This is a genomic window from Ruegeria sp. BF8, assembly GCF_056538625.1.
This window is the reverse complement of record NZ_JBQFTL010000003.1, coordinates 149,269-163,231: the sequence shown is the minus strand read 5'-3', so window position 1 is coordinate 163,231 and position 13,963 is coordinate 149,269. Positions and strand designations below refer to the sequence as shown.

At 60.8% G+C, this 13,963-nt stretch carries 12 protein-coding genes; 1 reads left to right on the top strand and 11 read right to left on the bottom strand.

Features of this window, described 5'->3' with window-relative positions:
- Positions 1–6: 6 nt before the first annotated feature.
- The 11 genes from ACR0LD_RS11360 to ACR0LD_RS11310 all read right to left on the bottom strand — a co-directional run bounded on the left by ACR0LD_RS11360 (position 7) and on the right by ACR0LD_RS11310 (position 10,988).
- On the bottom strand, positions 7–1,290 hold the full coding sequence (locus ACR0LD_RS11360; RefSeq protein WP_170361184.1) for an ABC transporter substrate-binding protein: 1,284 nt from the start codon (positions 1,288–1,290) through the stop codon (positions 7–9).
- A gap of 71 nt (positions 1,291–1,361) precedes the next feature.
- Positions 1,362–2,438, bottom strand: coding sequence for a branched-chain amino acid ABC transporter permease (locus ACR0LD_RS11355; protein ID WP_005979938.1), 1,077 nt, complete (start codon positions 2,436–2,438; stop codon positions 1,362–1,364).
- A gap of 3 nt (positions 2,439–2,441) precedes the next feature.
- Positions 2,442–2,699 carry a hypothetical protein gene (locus tag ACR0LD_RS11350; protein WP_170340767.1) on the bottom strand — a complete coding sequence of 86 codons (258 nt, stop codon included), beginning with the start codon at positions 2,697–2,699 and terminating at the stop codon, positions 2,442–2,444.
- A gap of 3 nt (positions 2,700–2,702) precedes the next feature.
- Positions 2,703–3,689, bottom strand: a complete 987-nt coding sequence (locus ACR0LD_RS11345) for a branched-chain amino acid ABC transporter permease (RefSeq protein WP_170340766.1) — start codon at positions 3,687–3,689, stop codon at positions 2,703–2,705.
- 29 nt (positions 3,690–3,718) lie between these two features.
- Positions 3,719–4,540 (bottom strand): ABC transporter ATP-binding protein, encoded by an 822-nt coding sequence (locus tag ACR0LD_RS11340; RefSeq protein WP_093963943.1) that lies wholly within the window; start codon positions 4,538–4,540, stop codon positions 3,719–3,721.
- 77 nt (positions 4,541–4,617) lie between these two features.
- The gene (locus tag ACR0LD_RS11335) at positions 4,618–6,561 is read right to left on the bottom strand and encodes an AMP-binding protein (protein ID WP_480637410.1); all 1,944 of its coding nucleotides are present in this window, start codon (positions 6,559–6,561) and stop codon (positions 4,618–4,620) included.
- A 424-nt stretch (positions 6,562–6,985) separates the two neighbouring features.
- The gene (locus ACR0LD_RS11330) at positions 6,986–7,870 is read right to left on the bottom strand and encodes a DUF302 domain-containing protein (RefSeq protein WP_480637007.1); all 885 of its coding nucleotides are present in this window, start codon (positions 7,868–7,870) and stop codon (positions 6,986–6,988) included.
- On the bottom strand, positions 7,857–8,240 hold the full coding sequence (locus ACR0LD_RS11325; RefSeq protein WP_093965090.1) for a DUF4345 domain-containing protein: 384 nt from the start codon (positions 8,238–8,240) through the stop codon (positions 7,857–7,859). Before ACR0LD_RS11325 ends, ACR0LD_RS11330 begins: the two co-directional genes overlap by 14 nt.
- A gap of 212 nt (positions 8,241–8,452) precedes the next feature.
- On the bottom strand, positions 8,453–8,851 hold the full coding sequence (gene mutT / locus ACR0LD_RS11320; protein ID WP_170340762.1) for an 8-oxo-dGTP diphosphatase MutT: 399 nt from the start codon (positions 8,849–8,851) through the stop codon (positions 8,453–8,455).
- A 55-nt stretch (positions 8,852–8,906) separates the two neighbouring features.
- Positions 8,907–10,133: a bifunctional glutamate N-acetyltransferase/amino-acid acetyltransferase ArgJ gene (argJ, locus tag ACR0LD_RS11315; protein ID WP_480637004.1), complete on the bottom strand. Its 1,227-nt coding sequence runs from the start codon at positions 10,131–10,133 to the stop codon at positions 8,907–8,909.
- A 6-nt stretch (positions 10,134–10,139) separates the two neighbouring features.
- Complete coding sequence (locus ACR0LD_RS11310) at positions 10,140–10,988, bottom strand: peptidylprolyl isomerase (RefSeq protein ID WP_480637002.1); 849 nt, start codon at positions 10,986–10,988, stop codon at positions 10,140–10,142.
- 176 nt (positions 10,989–11,164) lie between these two features.
- Here ACR0LD_RS11310 and secA point away from each other — a divergent pair, with 176 nt between their 5' ends.
- Complete coding sequence (gene secA, locus ACR0LD_RS11305) at positions 11,165–13,870, top strand: preprotein translocase subunit SecA (protein ID WP_480637000.1); 2,706 nt, start codon at positions 11,165–11,167, stop codon at positions 13,868–13,870.
- Positions 13,871–13,963 lie beyond the last annotated feature (93 nt).

Here is a 13,963-nt window from a genome sequence, read left to right as displayed (position 1 = left end):
TGCCGCTTAGTTGCAGCCCGGTTCGATGTTGTTTTCAGCCGCGTATGCGCTCGAGTCTTCCTCGATCAGCGGGCCGATCACGTCCGTATCGGTAGCCTTGAACTCCGAAATCAGAGTCCAGGTCTTGCTGTCTGCATCCCACTGGGTCACACCCACAAGGGCATCCCCGCCGTGGTTTTCACAGCTGACCGAGAAGGTCGGACCAAAGTTCGGCAGGCCCAGTTCGGCCATCTTCGCTTCGGTCATCTCAAGTGCTTCCATACCGTCGCGCATGTCGCCCGAGGTGATGTCAGCCTTGCCCGAGATTTCCTGTGCCTTCTTGGCGGCTTCGGCGGCCAGCATCGCAGCATAGAGACCACGGTTGTACAGGACCGTACCGACCTGATCGCCGGCGCCGGCGGCCTTGCCCGCGTCGATGACGTATTTCTGCAGGTCGTCATACAGCGGATAGTCCGAGCCGACGTTGTGGAAGGTCAGCGCCTTGTAGCCATTCGCGGCCGCACCGGCGGGCATCACGTCATGTTCAGCGCCCGACCACCAGATACCGATGAAGTTCTCCATCGGGAACCGGATGTTCGCGGCTTCCTGGATGGCCACCTGGTTCATCACGCCCCAGCCCCACATCAGGACATAATCGGGACGATCGCGGCGGATCTGCAGCCACTGCGATTTCTGCTCCTGGCCAGGGTGATCAACCGGCAGGGCCACCAGCTCGAAGCCATGCTTCTTGGACAGCTCTTCCAGCGTGCGGATCGGCTCCTTGCCATAGGCCGAGTTGTGATAGACCAGCGCGATCTTCTTGCCGCTCAGATCACCGCCGTTTTCCTCGAGCAGATAGTTGATCGCACCCGAGGCACCGTCCCAGTAGTTGGCCGGGTAGTTGAACGTGTGGCTGAACACCTTGCCGTTCTTGGCCGAGGTGCGGCCATATCCCATGGTGTGCATCGGGATGTCGTCAGCGGTGGTTTTCGGGATCAGCTGATAGGTGATGCCGGTCGACAGCGGCTGATACACCAGCGCACCTTCGCCTTTGGTCGATTCATAGCATTCCACACCCTTCTCGGTGTTGTAGCCGGTTTCGCACTCGATGACCTTGGCCGGAACACCACCGATGCCGCCGTCCCGCTCGTTGAGCAGAGTGAAATAGTCCGCGTAGCCATCCGCGAAGGGGATGCCGCCCGCGGCGTAAGGCCCGGTGCGGTAGCTGAGCGACGGGAACACGAGATCGGCCATTGCCGGACCTGCGGCCATCAGCGCACCCAGCGCCATTGTTGCCAGTTTCTTGTTCATCGGGTGTCTCCTCCCTTGGTTTGTCCGATGTTGGTTCGGGCTTTGCGCCCCTTTCTTGATTGGGCCGGTCCCTAGTGCGGGAAAGGCCAGAGTCTCAGTTTCTCCTTGGCGACGCGCCACAGCTGCGCCAGACCGTGCGGTTCGAGGATCAGGAACAGGATGATCAGCCCGCCCACGATCACCAGCTGCAGATGCGCGACGATGTCGGTGGGCCAGCCCAGCATGTCCGCGCCCACGACCTTGAGCACCACCGGCAGCAGGACCAGGAAGGCCGCGCCGGCAAAGGATCCGAAGATCGAGCCCAGCCCGCCGATGATGACCATGAACAGCACCAGGAAGGATTTCTGGATGCCGAAGGCCTCGCCCACCTCGACCGCGCCCAGGTAGATGGCGAAGAACAGCGCGCCCGACACGCCCACGAAGAACGAGCTGACGGCAAAGGCGCTGAGCTTGGCGCGCAGCGGGTTCACACCGATGATTTCCGCTGCGATATCCATGTCGCGGATCGCCATCCAGGTGCGCCCGGTGGTGCCGCGGGTCAGGTTGCGGGCGATGATCGCGCAGGCGGTCAGGAAGATCAGGCAGAACAGATAGGTCGCCCAGGCCGGCGCGTTGGGGCCTGTGATGATGATGCCGAACACGTCACGCTCGGGCGCGTTGATCTGCCCCGAGGCCGAATAGTTGTAGAACCACGGCACCCGGTTGAACAGCCACACCAGGAAGAACTGCGCCGCCAGCGTCGCCACCGCCAGGTAGAACCCCTTGATCCGCAGGCTGGGCAGGCCGAACAGCACGCCCACGATGGCGGTGATGCCGCCGGCCAGGATCACATGGATGAACATCGACACGTCGGGAAAGGCGGTCATCAGCTTGTAGCAGGCATAGGCGCCCACGGCCATGAATCCCCCGGTGCCCAAGGAAACCTGCCCGCAATAGCCCACAAGGATGTTCAGCCCGATCGCCGCGATCGCATAGATCAGGAAGGGCAGCAGCAGCGCGTTGGCCCAATAGTCGTTGATGATGAACGGGATGATCCCGAACGCCACCGCCAGCACCACATAGTACCGATACCGGTCGAACTTGATCGGGAAAGTCTGGTTGTCGTCCCTGTAGGAGGTCTTGAAGTCTCCGGCCTCACGATAGAACATGTCTTACTTTCCCCATTGTTCCTGCGCCCGGTTGCGGGCTTCGGCGTCCAGTTGGTTGGACCGTTTGGCATATCCGCTCGCCTCCGAGGCGCGCACCAGTTTCATGTAGGCCAGAACACCCATCACCAGCCCGGCAAAGGCCAAAAGCGCGGCCACGGTCAGCTGATTGGCGGTCAAATCGTTCGAGGTCAGGGCGATGTACCCAAAGGCCCAGAACCCCGCCCACGCGATCACGTTGATGATGGCGATCAGCTTGGTCATGGCCTACACCCTCTCGATGATCTTCTCGCCGAACAGGCCCTGCGGCCGGAACACCAGGAAGATCAGCGCCAGCACATAGGCGAACCAGTTCTCGGTCGCGCCGCCCACCAGCGGGCCCACGGCGAACTCGAACAGCTTCTCGCCCACGCCGATGATCAGCCCGCCGACGATGGCGCCGGGGATCGAGGTGAACCCGCCCAGCATCAGAACCGGCAACGCCTTGAGCGCGATCAGCGACAGCGAGAACTGAACGCCCGACTTGGTGCCCCACATGATGCCCGCGACCAGCGCCACGAACCCGGCCACCGACCACACCATGATCCAGATGAAGTTGAGCGAAATGCCCACCGACAGCGCGGCCTGGTGGTCGTCGGCCACGGCCCGCATGGCGCGGCCCTGCTTGGTGTACTGGCTGAACGCAACCAGTGCCGCCACCAGAAGCGCCGCGATGACCGTCGCCACGATGTCCAGGTTGTCGATGAAGAAGCCGTAGCCGAAGATGTTGTAGGTGGTCTCGTCGATCCACAGGTTGATGCCCTGCGGAAGACCCACGTCCAGCGTCTTGATCTCGGATCCCCACATCAGGTCGGCCACGCCTTCCAGGAAGTAGGCCAGACCGATGGTGGCCATGAACAGGATGATGGGCTCCTGCCCCACAAGGTGGCGCATGACAAAGCGCTGCACCGCCCAGGCAAGCAGGACCATCACGCCCATCGTCAGCAGAATGGCCAGCAGCGCCGGCACGTTCCAGCCGAAGTAATGAATATGCGTGCCGAAGATCGCGTTGATCAGATGGGAGAACGGCACTTGCCCGTTCATGATCCCCACCAGCGTCATCGCCGCAAACAGGGCCATAACCCCCTGGGCATAATTGAAGATCCCCGACGCCTTGTAGATCAGCACAAAGCCCAGCGCGACCAACGCATACAGCACCCCGGCCATGAGGCCGTTCAGAAAGACCTCCATCGCGAAAATCAACTGATCAGGCATCTGCGCCTCCCCTCAATTCTGTGCGGTGCTCAGTCATGGCTGACCCCCAGATAGGCGTCGATGACTTCCTGGTTGTTGCGCACCTCGTCGGGCGTGCCGTCCCCGATCTTCTTGCCGTAATCCATCACGACCACGCGGTCGCTCAGGTCCATCACCACGCCCATGTCATGCTCGATCAGGGCGATGGTCGTGCCGAATTCGTCGTTCACATCCAGGATAAAGCGGCTCATGTCCTCTTTTTCCTCGACATTCATGCCGGCCATCGGCTCGTCCAGCAGCAGCAGCTTGGGTTCGGCGGCCAGCGCGCGGGCCAGTTCGACGCGTTTCTTCAGGCCATAGGGCAGGCGCGCCACCGGCGTCTTGCGGATGTGCTGGATTTCCAGAAAGTCGATGATCTTTTCGACCGCCTCGCGGTTTTCCACCTCTTCCGCCTCGGCCTTGCCGCGCCAGATCGCCTGCTGCAGGATGTTGGTCTTCATGAAGTTCAGGCGGCCGGTCATCACGTTGTCCAGAACGCTCATGCCTTCGAACAGGGCGATGTTCTGAAAGGTCCGGGCGATACCCTGGCGAGCCACCTCATAGGGTTTCATCTGCGGGCGTTTCGCCCCGTGGAACCAGACCTCGCCCTCCTGCGGGATGTAGAAGCCGGAAATCACGTTCAGCATCGAGGACTTGCCCGCGCCGTTGGGCCCGATGATCGCGCGGATCTCGCCCTGGCGGATGTCGAACGAGATGTCCTTGATCGCCACCACGCCGCCGAACCGCAGGGTGATGTTCTTCATCTCCATCACCACGCCGCCGATCTTGCGGCCATCCTCGGTGACATATCCGTCGTCGGATGCATCCAGCATCGTCTACTCCTCAAACTGCGGGTGAACGGGACGGCGGGCGGGGCGATGGCCGCAGGCCGAGCGGCGCACCACCGGCCTCATTCCGCGGCCACCTTCTGATGCGACACCGGCACGACCGGCACGTCGACGATATCCAGCGTGGCGCTGATCGATCCCTTGCGCCCGTCCTCATAGGTCACCTCGGTCGTGGTCGATACCGTCTCGGACCCGTCATAGAGCGCGGCGATGATGTCGGCGTATTTGTCCTCGACGAACTTGCGGCGCACTTTTCGGGTGCGGGTGATCTCGCCATCGTCGGGGTCCAGTTCCTTGTGCAGCACTACGAACCGGTGCACCTGGCAACCCGACAGCATCTCGTCGGCGGCAACCGACTTGTTGACCTCTTCCACATGGCTGCGGATCGTCTCCAGTACCCGCGGATGGCCCGCGAGTTCCTGGTACGAGGCATAGGCGATGTTGTTGCGCTCGGCCCAGTTGCCCACCGCCGTTAGGTCGATGTTGATGAAGGCCACGCAGCGGTCGCGTCCATTGCCGAACAGCACCGCCTCCAGGATGTCGGGATAGAACTTCAGCTTGTTCTCGACATATTTCGGCGCGAACATAGAACCGTCGGCCATCTTGCCCACGTCCTTGGCGCGGTCGATGATCCGCAGATGGCCGCTGCTTTCCTCGATGAACCCCGCGTCGCCCGTGGCCACCCAACCTTCGGGGTCCTTGGTCGAGGCAGTGGATTCGGGGTTCTTGAAGTATTCAACGAACACTCCGGGCGAGCGATAGAAAATCTCGCCATTCTCGGCGATCTTCAGTTCGACATCGGGCGCAGGCACACCGACGGTGTCGGCGCGCACCTCGCCGTCGGGCTGGACGGTGATGAACACCGTTGCCTCGGTCTGACCATACAGCTGCTTCAGGTTGATCCCCAGCGAGCGGTAGAAATCGAAAATTTCGGGCCCGATCGCCTCGCCCGCGGTGTACCCGACACGGAACCGGCCGTAGCCCAGCGTGTCTTTGAGCGGCCCATAAACCAGCACATTTCCGATCGCGTATTTCAGGCGATCCACGAAGCCGACCGGGTGGCCGTCCAGGATGCGCCCGCCGACCTTTTTGGCGTGATCCATGAAATAGCGGAACATCCGCTGCTTCATCGGGCTGGCATCCTCCATCCGGATCATCACGTTGGTCAGCTGGGTCTCAAACACGCGCGGCGGCGCGAAGAAGTAGGTCGGGCCGATCTCGCGCAGGTCGGTCATCATCGTGTCGGCGCTTTCGGGACAGTTCACGCAGAACCCGCACCAATAGGCCTGACCGACCGAAAAGATGAAATCGCCCACCCAAGCCATCGGCAGATAGGACAGGATATCCTCGTTGCGGGTCAGGTGGTCGAACTCGGCCGAGTTCTTTGCGCTTTCGATCACGTTGCGGTTCGACAGAACCACGCCCTTGGGCTTGCCCGTTGTGCCCGAGGTATAGAGCATCACGCAGGTGTCGTCATAGGTGATCTCGGCGATGCGGCGGTCCAGCTCGGCATCGAACCGGTGATGCCCGGCGCGCCCCTCGGCCATGATGTCGCTCAGCGCGTTCATCTGGCTGTGGTCGTATTTCCGCATGCCGCGTTTGTCGGTGTACAGGATGTGCTTGACCTGGTGCATGTCCTGCTGGATCTCGATAACCTTGTCGACCTGCTCCTGGTCGCCGCAGACCACGTATTTCGCGCCGCAGTGTTCCAGCACATAGGCCATCTCTTCTGCGACCGAGTCCTGATACAGCGGCACCGGCACCGCGCCCACCATCTGGGCCGCGACCATCGACCAGTAATGCGCCGGACGGTTGCGCCCGATCACGGCGATATGGTCGCCCTTTTCAACGCCGAGCTCCAGGAATCCCAGTGCCAGCGCACGGATCTCGGCGGCCGTTTCCGCCCAGGTCCAGCACTGCCAGATCCCGAATTCCTTTTCGCGGTAGGCCGGGGCATCCCCGAACTGCGTCGCATTGCGGTGTAGCAGCGCCGGAAGGGAGTGCATCCCTTCGGCGCCCGACTGCGTCTGAGCCAATTCTATCTCTCCTCCCCATCCGGCCCCGGTTTGGGCCGGAACGACGTCGCCGGGTCAGACCCGCGCGCCGCTGCCCCGATTAAGGACAAGGAGGACGATCAGCGTCAACTTTTTCGTGATGTTTTCCGGAATCTTACGAATTGTAACAGGGATGCCGGGGTGATGTTCCGATTTGTACGTCTTGTACAAACTGCGAAATAGCACGCTTCAAAAAAGAGCGGCGTGGGTTTGCATTCTGCTTCTACGCCGAAACGCTAAAGAGAATATCATAACGGTTGTATATGCAGAGCGTGATAAATGGCAGCTTCGAGCCCAAAGCGGACCTCAGTTTTTGAAAGAACTCACAATTCTGCAGTGCTGCAATTGCATCGTTTTTGCGATGCGCGGTATCGCTCTACTGAAGTGCTTTTTGAAAAGTCGCTGTAAGCCTTTCGTTCAGCGCGTGATGCGGTTTGGCTGATGAGCCATAGTGAAGCTCGGCAAAGGCAGCAATATCATTGAAAATCACGACTGAGCCACCGTCATCGCCCGCGTAAACCAGCAACTTTTGGCAAAATGCATCAAGGCCGATTGCCGGGAACTCGGCCATCGCCACACCACCAGGCCCAGGTCCGCCGAATAGCAAAAGAACCGCTTCGGGCAGTTCAGCGTCCTGCGTTGCAGCTTCTGCCCTAAAGTCAATTTCACCGAACCAGACAGTATCGTCTTGCGCCACTACGATCTTGGTAATGTTTTCAACCGCCTCGGCAACACTTAGTTCGGAGGTCAACTCGATGATACCATAGTCTCTGCTGAGCCCATCTGTTGGTGCTGTATCGCCGTCGACCTCTCGCGTTACTTCTCCTAGTCTTTGAGAGAATGTGTCGAGTGCGGACTTGTCTCTGAGCCCATGGCGGACTTCCAGAAAATCCGAACCTGTGTGAATGACTTCAGCAGTACCATCCTGTGCGTAAGAAAGAACGCGGAATGGTAAGTCGAGCCCCGCTCGTATGTTTTCTTTCAGAATGGGTGTGTTGACTTCAGGGTCCGAGAATATCTGAACACGCGAGGGCGGCATCTCTACGCCTTCGGCAGCCGCGAGCCGAGCGTGGTCAATCGAGGCAATGGAAGCCAATCCAGCCTCCTCGATGGCGACCTCAATCAATGTAATATTTTCGTCCACCGCTTCTTGCACGGATGACGCGTGCGCCATCATCGCGGTAGCGAAAATTAGAGGCATTCCCGCGAGCGAGCGATGCTTGGTTCGAACTACAGTCATGACAACCTCAAGTGATTTCATCATTTCTTCGCAACGAAACAAAGGCCAACACGCCGAATACCAATTCGGCCACAAGATAGAACAAAAGAACGAACCCAGGCATGCCATCCAATATGATGCTCAGCGCGCGCCCGGTGGCTAGGCCCACCATAAACAGAAAAAGCACCCAGAGCGCGGGGCGCTGCAACTCCGGTTTTCCTGCTGCGATCAGCCAAAAAACGGCATTTGCCAGATAAAGCCCCATTATGGCTCGGAAAACATGCACTTGGTTCGTTCCTTCCACTGGGAAGCCAAGCAAATATGTTACTGTGACAGACGGTACGAGCCCGTAAGATAGTGCGATCGGCACGAGGCCAAGTGCTGCAAGGAGCAACAACAGACGATCTCTCATAATGTTCAGCCTTTAATTCAAGTGAGTAACAAATGGGTTCGAAAAACGCGCACTCGTCGCTGCTTCACTAGAGTTTGCTAGCAATTTCTTGTCTCTGAGCGCAACGCTCCAAAGGCGCGATTCAATGAACACAAGTATAAGTTTTGAACTTCCGAATTGTCCGCATACAAGACATCCAGACCTATCAACTCGAACGTCCCTGGCTTTGCGCCCTACAACCAATCCCTTAAAATCGGGATCAGTGGCACATCCGCCGCCGGCATCGGATAGTTGCGCAATTCGTTCGCCCGCACCCATTTCAGCGCCTGACCTTCTTTCGACTGCGGGATGCCCTGCCATTTGCGGCAGGCAAACAGCGGCATCAGCAGGTGGAAATCGTCATAGCTGTGGCTGGCAAAGGTCAGCGGCGCCAGGCACGAGGCCCAGGTGTCGATGCCCAGTTCCTCGTGCAATTCGCGGATCAGGGCGGCCTCGGGGGTTTCGCCCGGCTCGATCTTCCCGCCGGGAAATTCCCACAGCCCAGCCATGGCCTTGCCTTCCGGGCGCTGCGCCAGCAGCACCCGCCCATCCACGTCGATCAAGGCGACGGCAGAGACGAGAACCGTTTTCATGGTCGCAATCCCGGACGCAAAACCGGGCTCCACTTATGCTGGAATTGCTCAGATTTCACGACCGGTAATCCGCGTTGATCTCGATGTAGCCGTGGGTCAGATCGCAGGTCCAGACGGTGGCCTTGCCGTCGCCCAGCCCCAGATCGACCGCGATCACCAGTTCCTGGCCCTTCATGTAGGCGGCGGCGTCTTCCTCGCGATAGGTCGGGCTGACCCAGCCTTTTTCGGCCACGAGGATATCGCCGAAGGAAATGCTGAGCGTGTCGCGATCGGCCGCCGCGCCGGATTTGCCGATAGCCATGACGACCCGGCCCCAGTTCGGATCCTCGCCCGCGATGGCGGTCTTGACCAGCGGTGAATTGGCGATGGCTATGCCGTGGACTTTGGCATCGGCGTCCGAGGCGGCGCCGGTCACGCGGATCTCGACGAATTTGGTGGCGCCTTCGCCGTCCTTCACCACCTGATGCGCCAGATCCAGCATCACCGATTCCAGCGCCCGCGCGAAATCGGCATTGCCGGTGGCATCCGCGCCTGACGCGCCGGTCGCGCACAGCAGCAGGCTGTCCGAGGTCGAGGTGTCGCTGTCCACGGTGATGCAGTTGAAGGTCCGGTCGGTCTGCTCGGACAGCATCCGTTGCAGCGCTGATTGGTCAACCTTCGCATCGGTGAAGATATAGACCAGCATCGTCGCCATGTCGGGTGCGATCATGCCCGACCCTTTGGCAATCCCCGCAATAGAAACTGTTTTGCCGTCAATCTCAACCTGCGCACTGGCGCCTTTGGGGAAGGTGTCGGTGGTCATGATCGCCCGCGCGGCCTCTTCCAACGCGTCGGCGCGCAGGCCGGCGGTCAGTTCGTCCAGCCGGGCCACGATCCGGTCATGCGGCAGCGGCTCGCCGATCACCCCGGTGGACGAGGTGAACACGCGGTTCTGCGCCACGCCGGTGACCTGCGACACGGCAGCGGTAATCTGCTCGACCGAGGCCCGCCCGTACTGTCCGGTAAAGGCATTGGCATTGCCCGAGTTCACCAGGATCGCCGCCGGCCCGTCACTGGGCCCGCCGATCTTGTCCTGGCAATCCAGCACTGGCGCCGCACGTGTGGCCGAACGGGTGAACACACCGGCCACCGCGGTGCCCGGATCGAGCACCGCCAGCATCACGTCGGTGCGGCCCTGATACCGCACCCCGGCGGCGACGGTGGCGAACCGTACACCGTCGATGACCGGCAGATCAGGAAAGGCCGCGGGGGCCAGCGGAGACACCTTGGTGATCTTGGCCACGCCGGGTTACTCCTGAACCAAGTCCAGCTTGCGGACCACATCCGGGGTCAGGTCCTCGACCTCGGGGCGTTCGACGCTGCCCGCCTGGGTCAGCTCGTCGATCTTGGCCTGAATGGCCTCCTGACGAACGGACTGGGCCAGTTCATCCCGCACCGCCGCAAACTCGGGCGCTTCGGATTTGCGTTTGTCGTTCAGGACCACGACATGCCACCCGAACTGGGTCTGCACCGGGTCCGAGACCTGACCTTTTTCCAGCCCGATCACGGCCTGTTCGAATTCGGGCACCATCTGCCCCTTGCCGAACCAGCCCAGCGCGCCGCCATTGGGACCGGACGGGCCGGTGGATTTCTCCTTGGCCAGCTCGGCAAAATCGGCCCCGTCATCCAGTTGCGCCTTGATCTCCTTGGCCTCGTCCTCGGTCGCAACAAGGATGTGGCTGGCGTTGAACTCGTCCTCGCCTTGGAAGTCCGCGAACTGCGCGTCATAGGCGGCCTGGATCGCGTCGTCGGTCACCTGGGCATCGGTGATCTGGTTCACCGTCTGCACCGCCTTCAGCGAGCGCTCTTCGTTGGTCAGCATCAGCGCGTTCAGGCGGGTCAGCTCGTCCTGCTCCTGGCTGAGCAATTGTTGCTGGATCAGCTGCTCGACGATGAACTGGTACAGGACCTCGTCTTCCAACTGCTGATATTGCGGCGGCAGGCCAGCCGCGGTGGCAATCACGTGACCCAAAGTGATCTCGTCGCCGTTGACGCGCGCCACAACCGTATCGGCAGAGGGTTCGGTTTCAGCGGCGACAGGCAGGGCCATCATGGCCGCAAGAGCCAGCGATGGCAGAAAAGTGAGACCTTTGGGCATGAATTCATCCTATATTCTGGCCGCGACAGGGCGTGGCGTTGACACTCTGGAACCTGCCGCTTACATCGCTTGCAGCCTTTGACAGGACCATCTTTTCCTCCCAGCTATCTATGGGTTGCGCGCAAGGTGGGCAAGCCTGTCGCAACCAAGACAAGAAAAGATCCGCTGGAGTGAACATGCTGGGACTCGGTACGCTTGCCAAAAAGGTGTTCGGAACACCGAACGACCGCAAGATCAAGGCAACCCGCCCGCTGGTCGAAAAGATCAACGCGCTGGAGCCGGAGCTCGAAAAACTCTCGGATGACGATCTGAAAGCCAAGACCGAAGAGCTGCGCAAGCGGGCCAACGAGGGCGAGAGCCTAGATGACCTGCTGCCCGAGGCTTTCGCCAACGTTCGTGAGGGCGCCAAGCGCGCGCTGGGTCTGCGGGCCTTTGACGTGCAGCTCATGGGCGGCATCTTCCTGCATCAGGGCAATATCGCCGAGATGAAAACCGGCGAAGGCAAGACACTGGTCGCCACCTTTCCCGCCTATCTGAACGCACTGACCGGAAAGGGCGTGCATGTCGTCACGGTCAACGAATATCTGGCAAAGCGTGACGCCGAATGGATGAGCAACGTGTTCGGCGCGTTGGGTATGACCACCGGCGTGATCTGGTCGGGCCAGCCCGATGCCGAGAAAAAAGCGGCCTATGCCTGTGACATCACCTATGCCACCAACAACGAGCTGGGCTTCGACTATCTGCGCGACAACATGAAGGCGGATCTGAACGAGGTCTACCAGAAGCACCACAATTTCGCGATCGTGGACGAGGTCGACTCGATTCTGATCGACGAGGCGCGCACGCCGCTGATCATCTCGGGTCCATCTCAGGACCGGTCCGATCTGTACACGGCCATTGACGGTCTGATCCCGTCCCTGCAGGACGATCACTATACGATCGACGAGAAGTCCCGCAGCGTGACCTTCACCGATGAAGGCAACGAGTTCCTTGAAGAGCAGCTGCACGCCAGTGGCCTGCTGCCCGAGGGCCAGTCGCTGTACGACCCCGAAAGCACCACGGTGGTGCACCACGTCAACCAAGGCCTGCGTGCGCACAAGCTGTTCCAACGGGACAAGGACTACATCGTACGCGACGGAAACGTGGTTCTGATCGATGAATTCACGGGCCGGATGATGCCGGGCCGCCGCCTGTCCGAAGGCCTGCACCAAGCGATCGAAGCCAAGGAAGGCGCGCCGATCCAGCCCGAAAACGTGACTTTGGCCAGCGTGACTTTCCAGAACTATTTCCGCCTCTATGACAAGCTGGCCGGCATGACCGGTACCGCCCTGACCGAGGCCGAGGAATTCGCCGAAATCTATGGCCTGGGCGTGGTTGAAGTGCCGACCAACAAGCCGATCGCCCGTGTCGACGAGGATGATCAGGTCTATCGCACCGCGGCCGAGAAATACGCGGCCATGATCGAAGAGATCAAGAAGGCCAACGCCAAGGGCCAGCCGGTTCTGGTGGGCACGACCTCGATCGAGAAGTCCGAGATGCTCAGCGAGATGCTGACCCAGGAAGGCATCAAGCACAATGTCCTGAACGCCCGCCAGCACGAGCAGGAGGCCCAGATTGTGGCCGAGGCCGGACGTCTGGGCGCGGTAACCATCGCCACCAACATGGCCGGCCGCGGCACCGACATCCAGCTGGGCGGCAACGTCGAAATGAGCGTCATGCAGGCGCTGGCCGAGAACCCCGAGGCCGACCCAGCCGAACTGCGCGCCCGGGAAGAGGCGCGTCATGCCGAAGAAAAGCAAAAGGTGCTGGAGGCCGGCGGTCTGTTCGTTCTGGCCTCGGAACGCCACGAAAGCCGCCGCATCGACAACCAGCTGCGCGGCCGCTCGGGCCGTCAGGGCGACCCGGGCCGCACCGTGTTCTTCCTCAGCCTGGAAGACGACCTGATGCGCATCTTCGGCTCGGAACGGCTGGACAAGGTTCTGACCACCCTGGGCATGAAAGAAGGCGAAGCGATCGTCCACCCTTGGGTGAACAAATCGCTGGAGCGCGCGCAGGCCAAGGTCGAAGGCCGCAACTTCGACATGCGCAAGAACGTTCTCAAGTTCGACGACGTGATGAACGATCAGCGCAAGGTGATCTTCAACCAGCGACGCGAAATCATGTCGACCGACGATCTGTCCGAAATCGTTTCGGACATGCGCGAACAGGTCATCGACGATCTGATCGACCAGTACATGCCGCCCAAAACCTACGCCGACCAGTGGGACACCGACGGGCTGCACGCGACCCTCAAGGAAAAGCTGAACATTGATGTTCCGGTGCAGGAGTGGGCAGCCGAGGATGGGGTCGACGACGACGTGGTTCGCGAGCGCCTGATCAAGGCCACCGACGAGATGATGGCCCAGAAGGCCGCCGCCTTCGGCCCCGAGAACATGCGCAACATCGAAAAGCAGGTGCTGCTGCAGACCATCGACAGCAAGTGGCGCGAGCACTTGCTGACCCTGGAACATCTGCGCTCGGTCGTGGGCTTCCGCGGCTACGCCCAGCGCGATCCGCTGAACGAATACAAGACCGAAAGCTTCCAGCTGTTCGAGAACATGCTCGACAGCCTGCGCGAAACGGTTACCCAGCAACTGGCCCGCGTCCGCCCGCTGACTGAAGAAGAGCAGCGCGAGATGCTGGCGCAGATGCAGGCGCAGCAGGCCCAGATCAAGAAAGCCGCCGAACAGGCCGAAGCGGTGGCCGAGGCGCAGGCCTCGGGCGATGCGCGGCCCGGCTTTGTCGAGGATGACCCGTCAACCTGGGGTAATCCGTCGCGCAACGATCCCTGCCCCTGCGGGTCCGGCAAGAAGTTCAAGCACTGCCATGGTCGGCTTGCCTGATCCGGTCAGATTCCCGACATAATGAGTCCGCGTCGCGGCCACATATTGGCCGCGATTGTTAAGCAATCTCCGACTCGCTCCTTCAACTGGGGA